Source organism: Streptomyces sp. ITFR-16 (genome assembly GCF_031844705.1).
In the GTDB taxonomy this organism is placed as follows: domain Bacteria; phylum Actinomycetota; class Actinomycetes; order Streptomycetales; family Streptomycetaceae; genus Streptomyces.
Genome location: NZ_CP134609.1, coordinates 2,858,089 through 2,880,170 on the forward strand (window position 1 = coordinate 2,858,089; position 22,082 = coordinate 2,880,170).

At 66.4% G+C, this 22,082-nt stretch carries 17 protein-coding genes and 4 pseudogenes; 12 read left to right on the forward strand and 9 right to left on the reverse strand.

The features are described from left to right. The first annotated feature begins 3 nt into the window (after window positions 1–3). Window positions 4–321 (forward strand): hypothetical protein, encoded by a 318-nt coding sequence (locus tag RLT58_RS12550; protein ID WP_311310483.1) that lies wholly within the window; start codon window positions 4–6, stop codon window positions 319–321. A 173-nt stretch (window positions 322–494) separates the two neighbouring features. Here RLT58_RS12550 and RLT58_RS12555 read toward each other — a convergent pair whose 3' ends face one another. From RLT58_RS12555 to RLT58_RS12565, 3 genes are all read right to left on the reverse strand, one after another. After that, complete coding sequence (locus RLT58_RS12555) at window positions 495–749, reverse strand: Txe/YoeB family addiction module toxin (RefSeq protein WP_009321768.1); 255 nt, start codon at window positions 747–749, stop codon at window positions 495–497. Next, window positions 746–1,030, reverse strand: coding sequence for a type II toxin-antitoxin system Phd/YefM family antitoxin (locus tag RLT58_RS12560; RefSeq protein ID WP_311310484.1), 285 nt, complete (start codon window positions 1,028–1,030; stop codon window positions 746–748). The genes RLT58_RS12555 and RLT58_RS12560 overlap by 4 nt, the downstream gene beginning before the upstream one ends. A 184-nt stretch (window positions 1,031–1,214) precedes the next feature. After that, complete coding sequence (locus tag RLT58_RS12565) at window positions 1,215–2,492, reverse strand: tyrosine-type recombinase/integrase (protein ID WP_311310485.1); 1,278 nt, start codon at window positions 2,490–2,492, stop codon at window positions 1,215–1,217. An 804-nt stretch (window positions 2,493–3,296) separates the two neighbouring features. Between RLT58_RS12565 and RLT58_RS12570 the strand changes: the two genes are divergently transcribed. The 4 genes and pseudogenes from RLT58_RS12570 to RLT58_RS12585 all read left to right on the forward strand — a co-directional run. Next, window positions 3,297–9,557: a DNRLRE domain-containing protein gene (locus RLT58_RS12570; protein WP_311310486.1), complete on the forward strand. Its 6,261-nt coding sequence runs from the start codon at window positions 3,297–3,299 to the stop codon at window positions 9,555–9,557. Between the two features lie 137 nt (window positions 9,558–9,694). Beyond that, entirely contained in the window at window positions 9,695–10,225 is a 531-nt protein-coding gene (locus RLT58_RS12575; protein ID WP_311310487.1) for a hypothetical protein, read from the forward strand. A gap of 96 nt (window positions 10,226–10,321) precedes the next feature. After that, entirely contained in the window at window positions 10,322–11,308 is a 987-nt protein-coding gene (locus RLT58_RS12580) for an IS630 family transposase (protein ID WP_311314498.1), read from the forward strand. 125 nt (window positions 11,309–11,433) lie between these two features. Beyond that, window positions 11,434–12,199, forward strand: a pseudogene (locus tag RLT58_RS12585) (transposase family protein); the annotation flags it as partial. Here the strand turns inward: RLT58_RS12585 and RLT58_RS12590 are convergent. Further along, window positions 12,089–13,293, reverse strand: a protein-coding gene (locus RLT58_RS12590; RefSeq protein WP_311309275.1) for an IS3 family transposase whose coding sequence is annotated in 2 segments (ribosomal slippage) — window positions 12,089–13,002 and window positions 13,002–13,293 — 1,206 coding nt in all. Because the reading frame shifts where the segments join, the coding sequence is not laid out codon by codon here. The pseudogene RLT58_RS12585 and the gene RLT58_RS12590 overlap by 111 nt on opposite strands. Window positions 13,294–13,355: 62 nt before the next feature. On the opposite strand from RLT58_RS12590, the pseudogene RLT58_RS12595 reads away from it, so the two are divergent. Next, window positions 13,356–13,484, forward strand: a pseudogene (locus RLT58_RS12595) (IS5/IS1182 family transposase); the annotation flags it as partial. 20 nt (window positions 13,485–13,504) lie between these two features. Here the strand turns inward: RLT58_RS12595 and RLT58_RS12600 are convergent. Next, window positions 13,505–14,310 (reverse strand): annotated as a pseudogene (locus tag RLT58_RS12600) (transposase family protein). Window positions 14,311–14,450: 140 nt separating this feature from the next. Between RLT58_RS12600 and RLT58_RS12605 the strand changes: the two are divergent. From RLT58_RS12605 to RLT58_RS12615, 4 genes and pseudogenes are all read left to right on the forward strand, one after another. Beyond that, entirely contained in the window at window positions 14,451–14,777 is a 327-nt protein-coding gene (locus RLT58_RS12605) for a hypothetical protein (protein ID WP_311310488.1), read from the forward strand. Between the two features lie 19 nt (window positions 14,778–14,796). Beyond that, a complete protein-coding gene (locus RLT58_RS12610) occupies window positions 14,797–15,003 on the forward strand; it encodes a hypothetical protein (RefSeq protein ID WP_311310489.1) in 207 nt (68 codons plus the stop codon). Between the two features lie 142 nt (window positions 15,004–15,145). Next, window positions 15,146–15,325, forward strand: a pseudogene (locus tag RLT58_RS36095) (transposase); the annotation flags it as partial. A gap of 25 nt (window positions 15,326–15,350) precedes the next feature. Continuing rightward, window positions 15,351–15,962 carry an IS3 family transposase gene (locus tag RLT58_RS12615; RefSeq protein ID WP_311314499.1) on the forward strand — a complete coding sequence of 204 codons (612 nt, stop codon included), beginning with the start codon at window positions 15,351–15,353 and terminating at the stop codon, window positions 15,960–15,962. Here the strand turns inward: RLT58_RS12615 and RLT58_RS36100 are convergent. Beyond that, window positions 15,953–16,201: an IS3 family transposase gene (locus RLT58_RS36100; protein ID WP_399131408.1), complete on the reverse strand. Its 249-nt coding sequence runs from the start codon at window positions 16,199–16,201 to the stop codon at window positions 15,953–15,955. The genes RLT58_RS12615 and RLT58_RS36100 overlap by 10 nt on opposite strands. A 559-nt stretch (window positions 16,202–16,760) precedes the next feature. Further along, the gene (gene ychF, locus RLT58_RS12625; RefSeq protein WP_311310490.1) at window positions 16,761–17,849 is read right to left on the reverse strand and encodes a redox-regulated ATPase YchF; all 1,089 of its coding nucleotides are present in this window, start codon (window positions 17,847–17,849) and stop codon (window positions 16,761–16,763) included. A 333-nt stretch (window positions 17,850–18,182) separates the two neighbouring features. Here ychF and RLT58_RS12630 point away from each other — a divergent pair, with 333 nt between their 5' ends. Next, a complete protein-coding gene (locus tag RLT58_RS12630) occupies window positions 18,183–18,713 on the forward strand; it encodes a DUF6542 domain-containing protein (RefSeq protein ID WP_311314500.1) in 531 nt (176 codons plus the stop codon). Between the two features lie 106 nt (window positions 18,714–18,819). Here the strand turns inward: RLT58_RS12630 and ppgK are convergent, their stop codons facing one another. Both ppgK and RLT58_RS12640 read right to left on the reverse strand, forming a co-directional pair. Beyond that, complete coding sequence (ppgK, locus tag RLT58_RS12635; RefSeq protein WP_311310491.1) at window positions 18,820–19,557, reverse strand: polyphosphate--glucose phosphotransferase; 738 nt, start codon at window positions 19,555–19,557, stop codon at window positions 18,820–18,822. A gap of 73 nt (window positions 19,558–19,630) precedes the next feature. Further along, entirely contained in the window at window positions 19,631–20,620 is a 990-nt protein-coding gene (locus tag RLT58_RS12640; protein ID WP_311310492.1) for a 4-hydroxy-3-methylbut-2-enyl diphosphate reductase, read from the reverse strand. 74 nt (window positions 20,621–20,694) lie between these two features. Between RLT58_RS12640 and RLT58_RS12645 the strand changes: the two genes are divergently transcribed. Continuing rightward, window positions 20,695–22,077, forward strand: a complete 1,383-nt coding sequence (locus tag RLT58_RS12645) for an APC family permease (RefSeq protein ID WP_311310493.1) — start codon at window positions 20,695–20,697, stop codon at window positions 22,075–22,077. Window positions 22,078–22,082: the final 5 nt, after the last annotated feature.

Below are 22,082 nucleotides of genomic sequence, written 5' to 3' on the forward strand. Positions count from 1 at the left end.
GTGATGCGTGCGGTCGAGGCAGACTTGACCGATCGCCGGAAGAATCTCGTCGACAGGGAGTTCGCGGTGGCCGCGCACGGGAACCGGCTCGTGCTGCAGCTGGTCTTCAACCAACTCAGACTGGACAAGGTCGACGATGCGAACTACGACTGGGCCAAGGAGACCAAGCGGGTAAACAAGGTGACCGGCATCGCTCTCGAGCACCTGACCGAGGCCATCGAGAGCACCTACTCGAACAACTATCTCGCGCCGCTCTTCAAGAACACCACAAAGTGCCGCGACCTGGTCACGCAGGTCGAGGCCAAGTTTGGTTCCGGCTGACCGGCGGCACCCGGCGGATTGACTCTCCGCCGGGTGCCCCAGCACACTCAAGATTCCACGCCCGACCGCAGCAAGCCATGGGCGACACAACTCCCTGAATGTGACCCTAGCAGCGCCTTCCGTCGCCAGCCCGCACCGCACGGGCCACGTCCCACAAGAAAACGTCCCGGACGTCAGTAGTGATAACGAGCCGCGAGAATGACGATTTCCTTGTCCGTGACCAGGTAGACGAGGCGGTGCTCATCGTCGATCCGCCGCGACCACGCCCCGGGCAGGTGGTACTTCAGCGGCTCGGGTTTGCCGATCCCCGTGAAGGGGTCACGCTTGACGTCCTCGATGAGCTTGTTGATCCGGGCGAGCATCTTCCGGTCGTTCTTGAGCCAGGACGTGTAGTCCTCCCAGCCCTGATCCTCGAAGACGAGCCTCACGCGGCACCCTCACGTGGCGCATCCGGCGAGTCGGGGGCGATCAGATCCCGCTCGGACACGTTGATGTTGGCCAAGGCATTCTCGTACGCCTTGAGCAAGCGGCGAGCGTTCGCCGGAGAGCGCAGGAGGTACGAGCCTTCACGTAGCGCCGCATAGTCCTCGGCCGAGACGAGCACCGCGTTGCCGTGCTTGGAGACGATCTCGATGGCCTCGTGATTGTCGTTGACCTTCTTGATCAGCGGAAAGAGCGCCTTGCGGGCTTCACTCGCAGTTATGGACATGACCTGCCCCTTCCCGATTGCGGTACCGAATAACGTACCACTTTCACCGCTCCCGTACAGGGCAGATACCTGACGAAAGATCAGGAATCCCAGCACGGGAGACGACGGGGGGCGACTGCCCGGGAAGTCACCCCCTTGCCACCTGCAAACTTGACGAAGTGCCTAGCTTGCAGTAGTACGACGCTCACACATTGAAGCGGAATGTTTGGTGCAGAGCTCCCACCTGCGGAAACGTGGTTTCTGGGGTGCCCATCCCAGCACCATCCCAGCACGGGAGTTCTATCCCAGCACCGTGCAGCTCAGTCGCCTCACCGGCCGCCCCTCGGCCCGTCACCTGGGTGCTGACGCCGGATCCGGTCAGCGCCTCAGCCGGGCCCGCCTCAATGAGGGGTGCCGGCCGCATCGCGTTCTGCAGGACCGTACGACAGCGGCCCCAGGCGCTCGGCAGCAGATGCCCGTAGATGTCGATCGTGGTCTTGACCGACCGGTGGCCCAGCCAGCGTGACACCTCGTGGATCGGGACACCGTGGGCCAAGGCGGTCGAGGCGAAGAAGTGCCGCAGGCTGCCAGGGGTGTATGCCGCCTCGCCGTCCGCGCCGACCAGGCCCGCCGACTGGCACGCCTTTTTGAAGTGGTAGCCGTAGGTGGTCGCGGTGGGCATCGTGCTCTTGCCGTGGGAACGCGGGGAGAAGAAGGCTTCAAGCCTGCGCCGCTTGCCCCTCTGCCCGATGAAGACCACGGGCACCGGCTTCCACGTCGACAGGTGAGCGTCCATTTCCTGATCAACAAATCGGGCGGTCGGAACGTCGCGATATTCGCCTTCCGTCCGATTTTTGAGCGGTACGAAGATCATGCGGCAGTCCGCACGGTGGGCCATGGCGCTGACCTGCCAACGGATCCTGACGAATCCGGACCGTCGACCTTCGGTGGAGAAGGCGAGGGCCTCGCTTGGACGCTGGCCAGTGCCCGCCTGTAAATAGACAGCGAGCCGGTATGGCGGCGATATATGCGCCGCAATGAGGTCGACCTCCGTCGGCGTCGGGATTTTGTCTTCATCCGCTGCTGCCGGCCTCGCTCGGGATATCCGAACCCCCCGTGCGGGGTTGTCCGGGATCTGCTTGTCGACTACGGCTGCCTCCAACATGGCGGCCACCACGAGCATACGATCGTTGACCGTGGAAGCCGCCAGGCCCGCACCCGATCCGTGCAGGCTCTTGGCGAACTGTTCGAAGTCGCGTCGCGCCAGACTGGCCAGAGTCCTATGTCCCAGGCGCGGCACGAGGTGGTTGCGAATGAAGCCCTCGTAGTTGCGGCGAGTCGTGTCACCGATGGCTCGCCTCTCGACCCACTCCTGTGCCCAAACCTGCAGGCGCACGGCTCCCCGAGCGGGGTCCAGGAAGGTGCCCGACTTCTTGTCGTTCTCGACGTGGACGACGAAGGCGTCCGCACCGTCCGGCCCCACCCTCCGAGAGAACGACTTCTCCCGTTGCCGGCCCCGCCTGCCGCCCGGCTCCCGATATCGCACCGTCCACCTGTGGCCGCACCTCGGGCGTTCGCAGGGATAGCTCGGGTCCCGGACATCCCGCTTGCACTTCTGGAAAACGCTGGCCACCCACGCCTCCTCTGCTCATGCCAAGAGCAAGGCAGGTCGCTGGATCGCTTTCCCTGCGGCGCACCAGCCCACGGCGATCCGCGTCAGCGACCCGTCCTGCCCGGCGCGTGCTCCGCTTAGGGACCTCACCACTCCAGCCACCGTCCGCCGAGCGCAGTCCTCCCTGATTCACCCAGCACCGAAACCGTGCTCCCTCTCCTCCAGACAAGCAAGGATAAATTGACCAAACCACCCCTTACGGTGAACGTGCAGTCCCACTCGCGCACGGGCCAAAGGGAGAGATCGACGCACCCTTCACCCGGCCCTGGAGGGCCCAAGATGGCGTCGCCAAGGGCAATCGGCGGCCGTCTGCTCCGACTTCCCCCACTGCCACCACGCCCGCCCGGGATCGGTGCATTTCCGGTGCGGCTTTCCAACTGCGGGGGACTCTCGATGATCACATCTTGGCGACGCCTGCTCAGGGAAGTCTTCACAAGTCATGGGGACCGCTACATCCCTATTGGTAACGATATGCAAGATGCCAAATCTGTAGAAAATCGATATGCCGCCGCTCGTGAAGCACCTTGTCAGACAGGGGCTCCTACCCTCCTGCGACTTCTTCACTCAGTGCACGTGCCAACATCACGATCACTCCACATCTGCGTAAGGAACGTGATGAAGAAGTTCAGGGGCGGCACAGTCCGCCTGGGAGGGGCAGCATCGCCACCGGCGATGCTGAGACGCATAGCCCTCGGGGTTGCTGCTGTCCTCGCGGCTGAGTCCGCCCTCGTCTCACTCGGAGCGGCAACCGCCCTTGCTGCACCCAGTGTTGAGCAGTTGGTGTCCACCGGCTCGAAGGATGGCAAGGCGGCCGCGACGTCGGCGGACTCTGTAGCTGCCGCCTTGCTGATGGCGCGCGCCCAGGGGCGAAAGATCGAGGCGATCTCGGAGCGCACAGAGACGGCCACCACGTACGCATTGCCCAGTGGTGAGTTGCAGACCACCGGCTATGCGGGGCCGGTCCGGCAGAAGAACGACTCCGGCCAGTGGCAGGACATCGACACGTCGCTCTCGGACACCGGCGCCGCGCTGGAACCGGATGTGGCGGCTGCCGACATCTTGGTCTCCGACGGTGGTGACACCCAGCTGGCGTCGGTTTCCGACGGCGAGAAGTCGTTCGCGATGGGCTGGGACGAGAAGCTCCCGACTCCGACAGTGAAGGACGACACCGCCCGGTACGACATAGGCGACGGACAGATACTGACCGTCACCGCTCTGTCGCAGGGCTTCGCCCAGAACGTCCTGCTGAGCAAGGCGCCCGTGGAGCCGCTGAGTTACAGGATTCCGATCGAGGCCAAGGGCCTGAAACTGTCGAAGGCCAGTTCGGGCCGGCTGCTCCTGAAGGACAGCGACGGGAAGCTCGCGGCCGAGGCTCCGGCTCCCATGATGTGGGACTCCTCCAAGGACGAGCGCTCGGGCGAGTCGAAGCACCTCGCCGAGGTGAAGACCACCGTCGAGACGGCCGAGGACGGCTCGCAGACCCTGGTGCTGTCCCCGGACCCCGAGTACTTCGAGAAGGATCTGACGTACCCCGTCACTGTGGATCCCACCTCAACCCTCGCGGCGTCCACAGACACCTGGGTGGCAACCAACTACAACGACTCGCAGGTCTCCTCCACGGAGCTGAAGTCGGGCACCTACGACGCGGGCACGACCAAAGCCCGCTCGTACCTCAAGTTCGATGTGACTGCGTTCAAGGGCAAGCACATCACCGACACCAACCTTGCCCTGTACTCGGACTACTCCTCCACCTGCGCCACCACGGGGGCCGGCACGCAGGTGCGCCAGGTCACCGCTGACTGGTCGTCCTCCGCAATCACCTGGGCGGCGCAGCCGGCCACCACGGCAACCGGGGCGGTGACGAACAAGGCCGCTCTTGGATGGAACTCGTCCTGCCCCGCCGGCACGGTCAACTTCGACGTCGACGCCATCGTGCAGTCCTGGGCGGGCGGTGCGGCCAACTACGGCCTTCGCGTCGCGGGCACCAGTGAGACGGATTCCACCACCTGGCGGCGGTTCCGCTCGGCGAACTACGTCTCGGGCGACGGTTCCAGCGAACCTCATCTCACCGTCACGTACAACTCCTACCCGGCCGTACCGGCCTCGAACGCGATCGCACCGGCGCAGGTTAATGCCTACAACGGCAAGCGGTACGTCACGTCCTTGAATCCCACGCTAATTGCGAAGGTCACGGACCCAGACGGGTCCAAGACCAAGGCCGAGTTCGAGGTCACGCCCGACCCGGCAGCAGCGAACACCACGTACACGTACACCGGATCCTCGGCGGCCGTGACCTCCGGTTCAACCGCGACTCTGACGGTACCCGGGGACAAGGACTTTCCCGCCGGTGCCGCCCTGCGGGTCCGTGCGCGGGCGCATGACGGTACGGACTACGGATCCTGGTCGGGGTACACCACGTTCCAGCTGAACACCGGCAAGCCTGTCGCACCCGCCATCAGCTGTGAGAAGTACGCCGTGAACAGCTGGTCGGCCAAGTCCGATGCAGCGGTGAACTGCACGCTGAACACGGAATCGACGGACGGAGCCGGATACTTCTGGGGCCTGGACAACAAGGCGGTGCCCACCAAGAAGCTGGACACCACCAATGGTTCCGGTGGTGACGCCCTGACCGTGAGCATCACCCCTGACAACGGCTGGCACACGCTCTACGCCAAGACCGTCGACTCCGGCGGCAACGTCTCGCCAGGAGACCCCACCGCCTACAGCTTCGGAGTCGGTGCCGACGGATCAGCTGTCACAGCTCCGTCCGACGGGGACGCCACCGCTCGCCGCCTTCCCCTGTCCGCCAAGGGCAAAGCCTCCTACACCGGGGTGACCTGGCAGTACCGCCGCGGTGAGTCCGATGGTTGGCACACCGTGCCGGTCGCCGACGTCACCGTATCCGGCGACACGGTCACCGGCTGGCCGGTCAAGGTCACCAATGGAGAAGCCCCCAAGCTCGTATGGAACACGGTCTCCACACTGGCCGAGGACGGCGTGATCGGATTGCGCGCCGCATTCACGGACGGCACCACTACCGGTTACACCCAGACGGTCGAAGCCACGCTGGACCGTGACGCGGGCACCGCGCTCACCACGACTGTCGGGCCTGGAGAGGTCAACGAGCTCACAGGCGACTTCACGCTGACGGGCGCCGACGCCTCGGCCTTCGACGCGAGCGTAGGCCGCACGTACTCTTCCCGCGCCAACAACACGGACACCGAGGGGCAGGCAGACATCTTCGGCCCTGGCTGGACTTCGTCCGTCACCAGCGAAGCAAGCGATTTCACCCAGATACGTAAGACCTCCGATACCTCGGTGGAACTGCTCAGCGCCGACGGAAGTGCTGTTGCCTTCACCATCAAATCGGACGGCAGCTGGGCTCCGCAGACCGGGGCCGAGGGCAAGACGCTCACCGGCACGCTCAGCGGCTCGAAGTTCACGCTCACCGACACCGAGGCCAACACCACGGTGTTCACCCGAGCGGCGAGCGCGGCGCTGACCTGGACGCTGTCCTCCTCTGCCACAGCGGTCGACGACACCACAGTCACCACCGTCTCCGAGACCGTGACCGCCGGCGGCAAGACCCTCGCCCGTCCCCGGTACGTGATCTCCCCAACCGGTGCGGTCAAGGCGTCCACCTGCCAAGCGGATCCCGCTACCAAGGGTTGCCGGATCCTGGAGTACGTCTACGCTTCCACAACCACCGCCACCGGCTCGACACTCGGTGACTACACGGGCCAGGTCAAGGCGATCAAGCTGTGGGCCACCACTCCCGGCGCCGCTACCTCCACTGCTGAGACCGTCGCCTCCTACGCGTATGCGGCGTCCGGCATTCTCCGCCAGGTATGGGACCCCCGCACCAGCCCTGCGCTGAAAACGGACTACGGCTACGACGCCGACGGCAGGGTCATCGCTCTCACCAGCCCCGGTGAGCTGCCCTGGACCTTCACCTACGGCAAGGCGGGATCCGCGCTGACCGCCGGCGCGGGCATGCTCATGTCGGTCTCCCGCCCGGCTTTGGCTAAGGGCACGAAGTCCACCGTATCCGGCCCAGCGACCACCACCGTGGTCTACGACGTGCCACTTTCCGGTGCTTCGGCTCCGTATCCGATGGACGCGGACACCGTCGCGACGTGGGCCCAGGACGAGGCCCCGACCGATGCCACCGCGATCTTCCCCGCCACCAGTGTTCCGGCCTCCAACACAGGAAGCGCCCTGAAGGCCGGGGACTACGGCCGGGCCACGATCAGCTACCTCAACGCTAACGGAGCGGAGAGCAATAACGTGAGTCCTGGTGGTGCGATCACCACCAGCGGGTACGACCTGCTCGGCAATGAGGTTGTCAGCTTGACCGCCGCCAACCGGGCGCTCGCCCTGGGCACCTCCACCGACGCGGAGGCAGAACTGGCTGCCCTCGGCCTGACCGATCTGTCCACCGCTGAACGAGCACAGCAGCTGGGAACCGTGGTGGAGTACTCCGCCGACGGCACCCGCCTGACGGACGAGTACGGTCCACTGAACCAGATCACCTTGGCCGAGAAGCTTACCGGCTCCACCAGTGAGTCCACCTTGGCCGCCGGCACGGTCGTCCAGGCGCGCGCTCACACCTCCTACACCTACGATCAGGGTGCCCCCGCCGACGCGGCGGTCTCCGACCAGGTCACCTCCTCCACCACGGGTGCGGTCATCGCCGGCTACGCCACCGATGCCGATGCCGAGACCACGACCACGACCTACGACTGGTCCACGGGCGCGGTGTTGGCCACCACCGGCGGTGGTGAGTCCTCCACCATGGTCACCGTCTACGACGACGCGGGTCGGGTGGCGACCACCCGCACTCCCGGATCGACCGGCTCGGATGCGGGCACGCTGAAGTACACCTACTACGACGCGGACACCACTGGAACCTGCGCCTCGGTCGAGTGGGACGGCCTGCTCTGCAAGACGACTCCGGCCGCCACCATCACCGGCGGGGGGACCAGCCCGGATCAGGCCATCACCACCGTCTACACCTACGGTCGGTGGGGCCAGGTCGTCACCGAGGCCGAGACCGCCAACGGGGTGACCCGCACAACTACCACCACGGCCGACCCGACAGGGCGTCCGCTCAAGACGACCGTTACCGGCGGTGCTGGAACAAGTACCCCGGCCACCGCGATCACTTACGACGAGTCCACTGGACAAGTCGCCAGCACCACCGCCAATGGGCAGACCTCCACCACGGAGTACGACGCCTTGGGCCGGACGGTCTCCTACAGCGACGGAGTGGGTAACACCACCTCCTACGCCTATGACATTCTCGACCGCCCGGTGACGGCATCCGACTCGGTGCCCTCCACCACGTCCTACACCTACGACGACACAACCGGCCAGGCGCTGTCCGTCACCGACTCGGTCGCGGGGACGTCCAAGGCCGTCTCCTACGATGCCGACGGCGCACTCACGGGTGAGTCCCTTCCCGGTGGTTACAACCTGGCCAGGACGTTCGACACAGCCGGCAGCCAGACTTCTGTGACTTACACGGACTCCGAAGGCACCACCGTGCTCTCCGACTCCGCGACGTACACCATCCACGGCAAGCAGGCCGGCCACACCCAGACCGATGGCGGGACCCTGTCCACCGCCTACGAGTACGACGCCCCCGGGCGTCTGGCCCTGGCCAACGACGACGACGGCACCACGACAACCTCGCGCGCCTACGCCTTCGACGCCGATGACAACCGCACCTCGCTGACCACCACCCTTGCCAGGGCGGACGGTACCGCCACCACCTCTACCAAGGCGTACCAGTACGACACAGCGAACCGCCTCACCGCTGAGGGCCACACGTACGACGCCTTCGGTCGCACCACCAAACTGAATGGCAACACTCTGGCCTACTACGCCAATGACCTGGTCGCCAGCGAGACCGCGGGAGACACCCGCACCACCTGGGGGCTGGACGCCGCCGGTCGCCTAGCCTCGTCGACCGCCGCGACTACTAGCGACAGCGGCACGACGTGGTCAACCAATAGCACCACGGTGAACCACTACAGCTGTGGCTGCGACACTCCCTCCTGGACGGTCACGACCGCCGGCTCGACTTCCGCGGTCAGCCGCCACGTCTCGGATCTCACCGGCGGCCTCGCCGTCACCACCAGTGCCACCGGCGATGTGGTCCTCCAACTGGCCAACCTGCACGGCGACATCTCCGTCCAGATGGACTTGGACACCGCCACCGCCACCGTCCAGCGCTATGACGAGTACGGCAATCCGCTCGATCCCACCGCTGCCGCAGCGAAGTACGGATCGCTGGGCGCCTACCAGCGCGCCACGGACGGCCTCGCCGGTTACACCCTCATGGGTGTCCGAATGTACGATCCCGCCACCGGCCGCTTTCTCCAGACCGATCCGGTGTACGGGGGCAACACCAGCACCTACGTCTACCCCGCCGACCCGATCGGTCAGTCGGACACCAGTGGCGAGCTGAAATACCGCAACCAGACGAAGTCGACAAAGAATTACACCATCGGAATCAGTCGGAACTGCAACTCATCGAAGTCGAAGTGCAGTCTGACGTGGTACGTGAAACTGAAGGCGATCTGGAAGAAGCACGGATCGCTGAAGTTCGTGTACAGCATCGTCCTTCCGCTGTACAACGCCGCAAAAAATCAGAGCTACGGCCACCTGGAGTCGGGCACATACACCTTCCATGGCTCCTGGGGCGTCCCAAACGGGAGAGGCAGACCGGAGTCGGATCGCGGGAAGTACAGGGCCATGGGGATGACCTTCTGGTTCGACTGGACGGACAACGTCGAATTCAGCGGAAAATTCACCGTGCAGAGAGTATGTGTGAAGAACCCAACGCTGAACGTGTACGGTCTCTTTACCTGAGACTTCGCGGAGTGATCCGAGAAGTCTCGTGAGTACGCCGCTGGGGGAAGGTTGCGAAAATCGCTTCTTCGCCCAGCGGCGCAGTGTTTTCTAAGACTCGATGCGATCGGGTCGCTCCCTTTGAAAGGTGGCGGGGTATGGCAAATTTTGCAGACTGGCGAGACAGGATGCTCCAAGCAGCATGGCGACAGGGAGACGATTTTCCGGAAGGAGTTCTGGAATGGATGTCCGAGCTATACGGAGAAGTCGGCGAGATCTCGGGGGAGGTCTTTTGTGAACTTTGGACCTCGCGAACCTTCTCGATGGCCAGGGCGGCTTTCCAGGTCATCGAAAAATCAGTAGAAGAGGAGACCGGGAAGCAGGCAACTGGGGAGGACTACTGCTACATCGACTATGTGCGCGACCCGGACATCGGGCCGGTCGGCGTCGTGAGGATCAAATCCGTAGAAGTCTCGACGCCAGATTGGGAAGAAATCTTGGGCACTATGGCAGAAGGGGTTCAGGAATTTGTTATGAGTCATTACAGAATCGTCTGGCCTGTGTGCGAGAATCACCGAACAGGTTTGCATGTGGGCTATTTCCGTGGCATTTCTGTCTGGAACTGTAGAGAAGGGCATTCGGGCGGTCACGTGGTGAGAGCGATCGATCCTGCCACCCGCCTCTATTGATCCGAAACGCTTTGGGTTCAGGCTCGTTGATGGCGTGTGAGTGATCTGGTGGGGGACGCGCGGACTTGGTCGCCGGACGCGCAGGAGGCTGTGCGGTTGCTGGCGGTGTCGGCGTTGGTGGAGGGCCGGGACCGGGTGGAGGTTGCCGCTCTGTTCAGGGTGTCGGTCAGGGCCGTGGACAACTGGTGGGCGAGGTGGCAGGCCGGCGGGCGGGACGCGCTGCTGTCCCGGCCGCGGGGCCGGCGCGCGGGGGAGCATCAGGTTCTGTCCGAGGCCGAGCAGGCCGCCGTGCGGCAGGCCGTCCTCGATCACACGCCGTCCGGCCTGGGGCTTTCGGGCCAGCTGTGGACGCGGGCGCAGATAGGCCGGCTGATCTTCAAGCTGTACGGAGTCCGCTCCACGGAGCCCGGGGTCGGCAAGTACCTCAAGCGCTGGGGACTGACTTTCCAGCGGCCCGACAAGCGGGCCGTAGAGCAGGATCCGGAAGCGGTCCGGACGTGGCACGAGGAGACCTGGCCGGCGATCCGGGCCCGGGCGAAGGCCGATAACGGCGAGATCCTGTTCGCCGACCAGGTCGAGATCCGCTCGGACCAGGTCACCGGCCGCACCTGGGGTATGAAGGGGAAGACACCGGTGGTCCGCCGCACCGGGAACCGGTTCTCCGTGAACGCGATGTCCGCGATCAGCACCAAGGGCCGAATGCACTTCATGGTCTTCACCGAGTCGTTCGACGCGACGGTCATGTGCCGTTTCCTCGCCCGCATCGTCGGTCACTTCGACCGGAAGGTCCACCTGATCGTCGACCGGCACTCGGCCCACCGCTCGAAGACCGTCCGGGCCTGGCTCGCCGACCACCAGGACGAGATCGAACTGCACTTCCTGCCCTCGTACTCACCCGAACTCAACCCGGACGAGCTCGTCAACGCCGACCTCAAACGCAACCTGCCCCACACCCACCGGGCCAGGAACCGGACCGAACTCGCCGCCGAGACCCGCAGGTTCTTCCACCGCAGACAACGCCAACCCCACATCATCACCGGCTACTTCAAAGCCCCGCACGTCCGCTACACCCTCGACGAGTGAGCGTTTTCAGCGTGGCCACTGATCGGGTGACGGAGCGGTGTGAAGGTCGGGGTGCGCAACGGACAGGGCTCCCGCGCCGTTGAGGGAGGTGTTCGACGTCTCAACTCAGCTGCACAGGAGCCCTGTTGGTTCCGTATCCTGCCGCACTCGACCTGCCTCACGCCCTGGTCGAGTGGGTCGCGATGCTCATCGTCATCCGTGAGGGTGACCGCCGGTGCAAACTCGCCGCACCGTCGTGCGCTGGTCGCACTCGTGTACCTGCGCCGCCACGACACTCTCGCCCGCATCGCCGCCGGCTTTGGGATATCCGTCGGCACCGCCCATGCCTACGTCACCTCCGTCACCGGCCTGCTCGCCGACCAGGCACCGGGCCTGCTCAAGACGCTGCGCTCGCACGACCCGGAATTCGTCCTCCTGGACGGCACGCTCGCCGAGTGCGACCGCGTCGGCGACGGCAAGGCCGACTACTCGGCGAAGCACAAGCGGCACGGGGTGAACGTGCAGGTCGTCACCGACCCAGCCGGAGAGATCCTGTGGATCTCGCCCGCGCTGCCGGGCCGGACCCACGATCTGACCGCCGCCCGCGCCCACAGGATCCTTCGGATCTGCGAACGCCAGGGCGTCCCGGTCCTCGCCGACATGGCCTACATCGGTGCCGGCGACTGGGTCACCACAGCCAAGCGCCGCCCGCCAGGCGGGGAACTCGCCCCCACCGACCGAACCCGGAACCGGGCCCTGTCCGCAGCCCGGGGGGCCTTGACCCCGAATTCTGGACACGGGTTATGCGGCTTGTGCCAGCGTAGTTGGTGTGTGGCGGAGGGCGTTTTCGAAGGTGATCGGTGGTCGTTGTCCGAGGCGGGAGTGTCGGCGTCGGGTGTTGTAGCGGTGGAGCCATCGGAAGGCGTCGAGTCGGGCCTCGCGCTCGGTCGGCCAGCTCTTTCGTCCTTGCAGGGTCTCGCGTTTGAAGGTCGCGTTGAAGGACTCGGCGAGTGCGTTGTCCGCGCTGGACCCGACCGCGCTCATACTTCGCCGCACCCCTGCTGACCTGCAGGCTTCGGCGAAACTCCTGCTCGTGTACTGGGCTCCGTGGTCGGTGTGCATGATCGATCCGGCAAGGCTGCCGCGGGTGCGGATCGCCGCGGCCAGGGCGTCGGTGACGAGATCCGCGCGCATGTGGTCGGCGATCGCCCAGCCGACGAGACGGCGCGATGCGAGGTCGATGACGGTCGCCAGGTAGCAGAACTTCCCGCCGGCGACGGGCAGGTAGGTGATGTCACCGACGTACTTCGTGTTCGGCTTGTCCGCGGTGAAGTCGCGGCCGATCAGGTCCGGGGCCTTGGCCGCGGCCGGGTCAGAGACGGTGGTGCGGTGCCGGCGCCGCAACCGGATCCCTTGGATCCCGGACGCCCGCATGATCCTGGCGACGCGCTTGTGGTTGACCGCGACACCGTTCTCCTCGCGGAGCTCGGCGGTGATCCTCGGGGCTCCGTAGGTGCCGTCCGATTCCTGGTGCACCGCCCGTATCCGGGCTGCCAGGCGGGCGTCGGCCACCTGCCGGGCGGCCCGGTCAGCGGCTGTCCGTTGCCAGTAGTAGAAGCTCGAGCGGCTGACGCCGAGGATCCTGCAGAGCCGCTTCACGCCGTGACGGCGCTGGAGGTCGGCGACACACTGGAAGCGGTTCACCAGCGCGTCTCCCCGGCGAAATACTTCGCCGCCTTCCGCAGGATCTCCCGTTCCTCCTCCAACTCGCGGACCTTCTTTCGCAAGGCGGCGTTCTCCGCCTCCAGCGGTACCGGCGGCTGGGCCGGTTCTTGCGTCCGTCGTCCTCGGGGACGGCTCACCCCGGCTGCCCTCACCCAGTTCCGCAGGGTCTCCGGGTTGATCCCCAGATCGGCCGCGACCGACCTGATCGTCGCTTCCGGCCGCGACTCGTACAGCGCGACCGCGTCCGCCTTGAACTCCGGCGGGTAGTTCTTCATGACCACGAGATGTCCGTTCTCAGATCCTCAGGATCCAGTGTCTCGTGTGTCCAGGATCAGGGGTCAAGGCCCGGGCACCCGTCGAACGCGGCATGGCACGGCTCAAGTCCTGGCAAATCTTCCGCAGATCCCGCATCAGCCCCAACCGCATGACCGTCATCACCAAAGCCGTCCTCACCCTGGAGAGGCAACGCTGAAAACGCTCAGTGAGCCTCTTTCATCCTGAATAGTCGCAGGTCATGAGTGTGTGGATGGCTTGGACGATGGTGCCGATGCGCCGGGTTGAACATCGGGCTCGCTGTAACAGCCGCCAGGACTTCAGCTGTGCGAAGGCGCGTTCTCCCGGAGCTCGCAGCCGGGCGTGGTCGCGGTTGAACTGCTGGTAGTGCTCGGGCTGTTCGTTGTGGTGGTAGTAGGGGGTGCGGAAGGTGGCGCCGGCACCCTGGTAGGCCCGGTCGGCCAGGACCAGGATCTGCCGGGTGAGGCAGGCTTGGACGATGCCGTGCGCGCGGGCCGCGGTCAGGTCGTGCGTGCGGCCCGGTGTCGCGCGGGAGAACCACAGTGGGGTGCCGTCCGGGCGTGCGACGACCTGGACATTCATGCCGTGCTGCTTGTGCTTCTGCGAGTAGTACGGCTGGTCCGCAGCGATACGGTCGGTGGGGATGAGCGTGCCGTCGACGATGACGAAGTCTCCTTCGCCGAGCCCGACGAGAGCCTCGTGCAGACCCGGCGCCCAGGAGGCCAGGACTTCGAGTGTCTCGTCGACGTAGCGCCAGGCCGTTGCCTCCGATACCCCGAACCCGGCACCGACTTGTGCGAACGTCTCGTTCTTCCGTAGATGGGCCAGTGTCAGCAGCGCTTGCTTGAAGCAGCTCAACTTCCGCCAGCGTGTGCGAAGTTCACACCTTCGGGTGTAGATGAGCCAGGAGACATGCTCGACCAGCTCGTACGGGACATCGAGCGTGGAAGGATACGGAACCAACGAAGCCCCCCGGCCGTCGGCGTGTTGAGTGAGATCACCACACCAACGACGAGGGGCTTCGCCACGTCACCGCATCTGACCAGCCCATTTCATCCCCACGGCACAGGATGAAAGAGGTTCAGTGAACCCAATGAGTTTCTGATCAATAAGACGTCGCGGACGGGACTCCGCCTGCGTCGTGATGACGAAAAAGCCGGACGGATCCGTGGACTTCGGATGGACGCGCTCAGGCGGCGTCGGCGGCGCCGGGTTCGGATTCAGCGGCGACGTCTCCATGCTCCGCAGCAACGCGGACGACATCGGCCAATTCGCTGGGTACGGTCGCGACGTCGGAGCCTCCGTCTTCAGCGGCGTCGGCGGTACGATCAACCACGAGCACGCCATCGGTACGTACAACTCACACGGGGAGCAGGTACGCACACTTGAGATGGGAATCGGCGTGGGTCTGGAGTACGAGGGGTATGCCGGCGTAAACCAGACATGGAGCGGTACATGGTTCACACGGTAAGATTGAGAAAGGTCTGAGAATGTTCAGCCTGATCGTCGGAATCCTCCTGATCATCTTCGGTGTTTCCCTCATCGGGGACTTCGGGAGGATCGCGAACCGCCTCTACTCCTTCTACGCCGATTTCATGAATACCGGGCGCGCCACGGCCAGGACTTTTCGATTGGTCGGAGTATTTGCAGTCCTGGTGGGAGTCGGCTGGGTCGCGACCTCCTTCCCCCTCGGGTAACACGTCGAATGACGGGCGAGGCGTGCCACAACATTACGCGGCACGCCTCGCCCATTGCTGGAGAAGGAGATATGAAGCTCCCTCTTTGACCTGGACAGCTTGATATTGGGACGGAAGGTCCCGGAGAAAGCAGTCACAGGTAGTGAGTAAGAAGAGCAAGCGGTACACGGCGGAGTTCAAGCGTGATGCCGTCGCGCTGGCGTTGTCGTCGGAGAAGACGGTCACTGAGGTCGCGAGGGATCTGGGCGTGAACCCCGAAGGGTTGCGCGGGTGGGTGAAGCAGGCGAAGGTCGACCGCGGTGAGGGACCCGCCGGGGCTTTGACCACTGCGGAGCGGGGTCCCACGGATCCACGCCGCCCTGCGCCGGGCCGGGCAAGTGGTGAACTCCAAGAAGATCGAGCGACTGATGCGCAAGCACCGGATCGTCGGGATCACCCGTCGTCGGCGGCGGGTCCTGACCCAGCAGGCGAAGCGGGCGGTGTTCGCGCCCGACCTGATCGGCCGGGACTTCACCGCGCCCCGGCCCGGGATGCGACTCGTCGGCGACATGACTGAACTCAGCACGCTGGAAGGGAAGTTGTATCTGGCGGCCTGTATCGATCTCGCAACGCGGGAGGTGGCCGGCTGGGCGATGGCCGACCACCACCGCACTGCCGGTCGCCGCCTTGCGTATGGCGGCCGGGCGTGGCGGCCTGGAGCAGGGTTGCGTCATGCATACGGATCGCGGCAGCAAGGACGAATTCCGCAGCGAAGTAAGCAAGTTGCGCCGAGGCAGTCGATGGGGCGAGTTGGCTCTTGTTACGATAATGCCGCCGCGGAAAGCTGGTTCGCCATCCTGAAAGCGGAGATCGGGACGACCATGTGGGAGACCTGCGAGGCCGCCCGGGTCGACGTTTTTCGCTACGTCGAGGTCGAGTACAACCGCAGCCAACTCCGTCAACACCCCGACTACAGGTAGCCGCGGACCGCGCCAGCGATGTCGTTCTCGCGCATCAGACGCTCGATCGCGCAGCGGGGCACCTTATATTCTTGCCGGTTGAACTGTCTTTGGAATTTCCTGGCGCCATAGACCCGGTAGTTGGACTGGTAGACCTCCGTGATTCTTCCTTGAGTTCCTCGTCCCGCACGGTTCGCGGCGAGGGCACCAATTGGCGTTTCTTGGCGGCGTAGCAGGTGGAGGGGCGATGCTAATGCCATGCGCTGCCAGCACGGTGCAGATCGGCTCGACACCGCCGAAGAGGTCCCGCATCTCGTCAATGAACGCTACGAGCGCAGATGTGGCTGGTCGAGCTCGGCCGCGAGAAAAGCCGAGGCCGCGAAGCCTGGAGCGTGCCTACCTCAGGAGCCTGACTGCACGAAAGGGTCCTGAGCGGCAAACGGGGGGTGGACGTCACCCTTGGCCCGTTTGCCCTACATCGGCAACTTTCTCCGGTTACCGCGACGCGATCGCCAACCTTATCGGCCTCGCAGTACTTGAAAAAGCGCGTCCGCCACCACCCGGGCCGGGCCATATGACGGCAGAGGCTGTCCGGCTGCATGCGCGGCGGACCTGCGCGCAGACCCCCGTCAACCCGCCCTGGACGCGCAGGGCAAAGCGAGACCGTATCCGAGAATTCCCGAACCTGCGCGCTTTCGGGAGAGGCAACACCGAGGGCGGTCAGCAGACCGCCGACGGAGCCAAGGCAAAGTAATCCTCGCCCCGTCCGTTACTCGTACTTTGGCTATGGATTCCACCACGTCAGCAACGTCGTGGAATTCATAGACTGAAGCGGAACTCCACCACATCCCCGTCCTGCATGACGTAGTCCTTGCCCTCCATACGGGCCTTGCCCTTGGCGCGGGCCTCGGCCACCGAGCCGGTTTCGACCAGGTCGTCGAAGGAGATGATCTCCGCCTTGATGAAGCCCTTCTGGAAGTCGGTGTGGATCACACCGGCCGCCTCGGGGGCCGTGGCGCCCTTCTTGATCGTCCAGGCGCGGGTTTCCTTCGGGCCTGCCGTGAGGTAGGTCTGCAGGCCGAGGGTGTCGAAGCCGACGCGGCCGAGGGTGGCGAGGCCGGGTTCTTCCTGGCCCATCGACTGGAGGAGTTCCAGGGCCTCGTCGTCGTCGAGCTCGATCAGCTCGGACTCGATCTTGGCGTTCAGGAAGATGGCCTCGGCGGGGGCGACCAGGGCGCGCTGTTCGTTCTTGAAGTCCTCGTCGACCAGCTCGTCCTCGTCGACGTTGAAGACGTACAGGAAGGGCTTGGTCGTCAGGAGGTGCAGCTCGTGGAGGAGGCGGCCCTTCTCCGTGGAGGCCGTGATGCCGGCGTGGAAGAGGGTGTCGCCCGCTTCCAGGATCTTCTGGGCCTCCTCGACCGCGGCCAGGACCGCGACCTTCTCCTTCTGGAGGCGGGACTCCTTCGTGAGGCGCGGGATGGCCTTCTCGACGGACTGGAGGTCGGCGAGGATCAGCTCGGTGTTGATCGTCTCGATGTCGTCCTTGGGCGAGACCTTGCCGTCGACGTGGACGACGTTCTCGTCCTTGAAGGCGCGGATGACCTGGCAGATCGCGTCCGACTCGCGGATGTTCGCGAGGAACTTGTTGCCCAGGCCCTCGCCCTCGCTCGCGCCGCGCACGATGCCCGCGATGTCGACGAAGTCGACCGTCGCCGGGAGCAGCTTCTGCGAGCCGAAGATCTTCGCGAGCGTGTTCAGGCGGGGGTCGGGGACGCCGACGACGCCCACGTTCGGCTCGATCGTGGCGAACGGGTAGTTGGCCGCCAGCACGTCGTTCTTGGTCAGGGCGTTGAACAGGGTCGACTTGCCGACATTCGGCAGACCGACGATTCCGATCGTGAGCGACACGGTGGCGACTTCCCTAGGGGGTGGGGCGGACTCGAATGGACGGCGGACCCGGGTGGGCCGATTCTCCAGTTTACGGGCGGGCGGGGGCGGGCAGTCACGGGTGCCGATCCGGTTCCCGTTGGGCCGTGTGGCATCGAACTCATCCCCAAGGTCGGCCAAAGCGCGTGTCCCGCACCTGATTCCTCCCGCCCGGCGACCTACGTTGTCCCGGTGGAGCAGCACAGGACACGTCCCCCGCAGCGCAGGCAGACCCCGCAGACCCCTCTGTCCCCGCTGGGGACCAAGGGAGCCAAGGGGGCCAAGGGCACCGGTGGCGCCACCGTCTACCGGGTGATGAGCACCCCGGCCGGCCGGGGGCGCCCGGTGGCTCCCGCCGTGCTCGCCCTGCGGCGGCTGCCCAATCCCCGGCTGACCGGCATCGGCGCCGGGCTGTTCGCCGCCGCCACCATGTTCGTGCTGGCCTGTGCGGACTGGCTGCTGTTCGACGGCTCGTCCGCCGTGTTCGGAGTGCTGTTCCTGCCGGTCAGCGCGCTGACCGCGCTCTGGGTGCGGCCGGCCGACCTGGTGACCGCGCCGATCAGCGTGCCGATCGCGTTCGCCGTCGGGATCATCCCGATCGCCGGCGGCACGGGCGGCTTCGGCGGCCAGACCATGGCCGTCGTCACCGCCCTCGCCGTCCACGCCGGCTGGCTGTACGGCGGCACGCTCGTCGCCGGTCTCATCGCGACCGTACGGAAGGTCCGGCTGATGCGGGCCCGGCAGCGGCGGATGCTGCTCGCCGCGCAGACCGCCCGGCCCGCCGGGCAGCCCGCCCCGGCCGCCCGTCCCGCCGCACGCGCGCCGCGCCGCCCCTCCCAGCGCTAGGGCCTGCCCGGCAATTCCCGTCCGCCTCGCTTGCCTCGCTTGCCTCGCTTCGGGCAACGACGGGAATGACCGACAGGGCCCGGCCCGCTCTCGGCCCGGCCCGCTCTCAGCGGCCCGCCGCCGCCATCGCCGCGCCCACGATGCCCGCGTTGTTCTGCAGCTCGGCCGGGACCATCTCGGCCCGTACGTGCTCGATCAGCGGCAGGAACTTGTCGGCCTTGCGGCTGACCCCGCCGCCGATGATGAACAGCTCGGGCGAGAACAGCATCTCCACATGGGCCAGGTACTTCTGCACCCGGTGCGCCCAGTGGTGCCAGCTGAGGTCCTCGTCCTCCTTGGCCTTGGTCGAGGCGTGCTTCTCCGCGTCGTGGCCGTGCAGCTCCAGATGGCCGAGCTCGGTGTTGGGCACGAGCCTGCCGTCGACGAAGAGCGCGCTGCCGATCCCCGTACCGAACGTCAGCATGATGACCGTGCCCTTGCGGCCCCGGCCCGCGCCGAACGTCATCTCGGCGATGCCCGCCGCGTCCGCGTCGTTCAGCACCGTGACCGGCAGGCCCAGCTTGTCGCCCAGCAGGGTGCGGGCGTCCAGGTCCACCCAGCCCTTGTCGACATTGGCCGCGGTACGGGTGAGACCGCCGGTCACGACGCCGGGGAAGGTGATGCCCACCGGGCCCTGCCAGTCGAAGTGGCCGACCACCTCGGCCACGCACCCGGCCACGTCCTCGGGGGTGGCCGGGTGCGGGGTGAGTACTTTGTGGCGCTCCTGCGCCAGGTCTCCGCGGTCCAGGTCCACGGGAGCACCCTTGATCCCGGATCCGCCGATGTCCACGCCGAAGATCTCCATGTGATCCACGGTACGGGCACCGGGCCCCGCCCACTTCCCGGAACGGAAACCCGGAGGCGATACGGAGGGCGTACTACTCGGCCGTCAGGGCCGCCGCCTCCGCGCGCAGGTCCCGGCGGAGCTCCTTGGGCAGCGAGAAGACGATCGACTCCTCGGCCGCCTTCACGATCTCCACGTCCTCGAAGCCCCGCTCGGACAGCCAGGCCAGCACGCCGTCGACCAGGACCTCGGGCACGGACGCGCCGGAGGTGACGCCGACCGTGGAGACGCCTTCGAGCCAGGCCTCCTCGATCTCGTCGGCGGAGTCCACCAGGTGCGAGTCGCCCGCGCCCGCGCCGAGCGCGACCTCGACCAGGCGGACCGAGTTCGAGGAGTTCTTCGAGCCGACGACGATCACCAGGTCGGCATCGGCGCCCATCTGCTTCACCGCGATCTGGCGGTTCTGCGTGGCGTAGCAGATGTCGTCGCTGGGCGGCGAGATCAGGAGCGGGAACTTCTCCTTGAGCGCGCCGACCGTCTCCATCGTCTCGTCGACCGAGAGCGTGGTCTGCGAGAGCCAGACGACCTTGGACGGGTCGCGCACCTCCACGTTGGCGACGTCCTCGGGGCCGTCCACCAGGGTGATGTGCTCGGGGGCCTCGCCGGAGGTGCCGATGACCTCCTCGTGGCCCTCGTGGCCGATCAGGAGGATGTCGAAGTCGTCCTGCGCGAAGCGGACGGCCTCCTTGTGGACCTTGGTGACCAGGGGGCAGGTCGCGTCGATCGTGGCGAGCTTGCGCTCGGCCGCCTCCTCGTGCACGGTCGGTGCGACGCCGTGCGCGGAGAACATCACGATCGAGCCCTCGGGGACCTCCGCCGTCTCCTCGACGAAGATCGCGCCCTTCTTCTCCAGGGTCTGTACGACGTACTTGTTGTGGACGATCTCGTGGCGTACGTAGACCGGGGAGCCGTACTGCTCCAGGGCCTTCTCCACGGCGATCACGGCACGGTCCACGCCCGCGCAGTAGCCACGGGGAGCGGCGAGAAGGACGCGTCGGGGTGTCGTAGCAGTCATGCGTCCCATCGTAAGGCCGTACCGAACGCGCGCGGGGCCCCGGCGGTCGCGAGACTGATCTTCACACGACCAACGGAGGGCCCATGGCCGGCAGCGGTACGGATTCCACCAGCGGCAGCACCGCCGGGCGGGCGGGGCTGCGGCGGACCCTGGGCTTCCGGGACCTGGTGGTCTACGGGCTGCTGTTCATCGCCCCGATGGCCCCCGTCGGCGTGTTCGGCACGCTGGACGCGAAGTCGGACGGCGCGGTCGCGCTGGTGTACATCGCGGCGACCGTCGTGATGGCCTTCACCGCCTTCAGTTACGCCCAGATGGTGCGGGTCGCCCCGCTGGCCGGTTCCGTCTTCGCGTACGCCCGCAAGGGGCTGGGCGAGGGGCCCGGGTTCATCGCCGGGTGGATGGCGATGCTCGACTACCTGCTCATCCCGGCCGTCGCCTATCTCTTCTCCGGCATCGCGATGAACTCCCTGGTGCCCGAGGTCTCGCGGTGGGTGTGGACGGCGCTGGCGGTGGTCCTGACGACCCTGCTCAACCTCTGGGGCGTACGGGCGGCGGCCCGGGTCGGCTTCGCGGTGCTCGCGATGGAGATCGTGGTGCTGCTGGTGTTCCTGGTGTCCGCGGTGGTGGTGCTCGTGCGCGACGGGGCGCAGCGCGGCTGGCTGACGCCGCTCACCGGGGACTCCGGGTTCTCCACGACGGCGGTGCTGGGGGCGGTGTCCGTGGCGGTGCTGTCGTATCTGGGCTTCGACGCCATCGCCTCCTTCGCCGAGGAGGTGACGGGCGGCTCGGAGAAGGTGGCGCGGGCCGTGCTGTTCTGCCTGGTGCTCGCGGGGGTGCTGTTCGTGGCGCAGTCCTATCTGGCCGCGCTGCTGGAGCCGATGACCTCGTCGGAGCTGACCGCCGATCCGGCGGCCCAGGGTTCGGCGTTCTACGACACGGTGGACGCGGCGGTCGGCACCTGGCTGCACGACCTGGTGGCGGTCAGCAAGGCGATCGGAGCGGCGTTCGCCGCGCTGGCCGGGCAGGCGGCCGCGGGACGGCTGCTGTTCGCCATGGCCCGGGAGCGCCGGCTGCCCGGACTGCTGTCGCGGGTCGACCCGCGCTCGGGCGTGCCGAGGATCGCCATCCTGATCGCCGCCGTCGTGACGCTGGTGGCGGCGGTGTGGGCGGCCCGGCGCGACGACGGGCTGGACCATCTGGTGTCGGTGGTGGACGTGGGCGCGCTGACGGCGTTCGTCCTGCTGCACGCCTCGGTGGTCGGCTGGTTCGTGGTGCGGCGGATGGAGGGTCCGCCGAGCTGGTGGCGGCATGTCGTGATGCCGGTCGTGGGGGCCGGGGTGCTGATCGCGGTGATCGTGGAGGCGACGGGCAGCGCCCAGGTGGTGGGCGCGTGCTGGCTGGCGGTGGGCCTGGTGGTGCTGGCGGTCCAGAGGGGGCACCGGGGGGTGGGTGAGGCGGGGTCCTGAGCCCG

What these genes read in the sequence shown, in the direction of transcription:
- RLT58_RS12550 (WP_311310483.1), top strand. Translation starts at nt 4, where the DNA reads ATGCGTGCGGTCGAGGCAGACTTGACCGATCGCCGGAAGAATCTCGTC.
- RLT58_RS12560 (WP_311310484.1), bottom strand. Translation starts at nt 1,030, where the DNA reads ATGTCCATAACTGCGAGTGAAGCCCGCAAGGCGCTCTTTCCGCTGATC.
- RLT58_RS12570 (WP_311310486.1), top strand. Translation starts at nt 3,297, where the DNA reads ATGAAGAAGTTCAGGGGCGGCACAGTCCGCCTGGGAGGGGCAGCATCG.
- RLT58_RS12575 (WP_311310487.1), top strand. Translation starts at nt 9,695, where the DNA reads ATGGCAAATTTTGCAGACTGGCGAGACAGGATGCTCCAAGCAGCATGG.
- RLT58_RS12605 (WP_311310488.1), top strand. Translation starts at nt 14,451, where the DNA reads ATGACGAAAAAGCCGGACGGATCCGTGGACTTCGGATGGACGCGCTCA.
- RLT58_RS12610 (WP_311310489.1), top strand. Translation starts at nt 14,797, where the DNA reads ATGTTCAGCCTGATCGTCGGAATCCTCCTGATCATCTTCGGTGTTTCC.
- RLT58_RS36100 (WP_399131408.1), bottom strand. Translation starts at nt 16,201, where the DNA reads ATGGCATTAGCATCGCCCCTCCACCTGCTACGCCGCCAAGAAACGCCA.
- RLT58_RS12630 (WP_311314500.1), top strand. Translation starts at nt 18,183, where the DNA reads ATGAGCACCCCGGCCGGCCGGGGGCGCCCGGTGGCTCCCGCCGTGCTC.
- ppgK (WP_311310491.1), bottom strand. Translation starts at nt 19,557, where the DNA reads ATGGAGATCTTCGGCGTGGACATCGGCGGATCCGGGATCAAGGGTGCT.
- RLT58_RS12640 (WP_311310492.1), bottom strand. Translation starts at nt 20,620, where the DNA reads ATGGGACGCATGACTGCTACGACACCCCGACGCGTCCTTCTCGCCGCT.
- RLT58_RS12645 (WP_311310493.1), top strand. Translation starts at nt 20,695, where the DNA reads ATGGCCGGCAGCGGTACGGATTCCACCAGCGGCAGCACCGCCGGGCGG.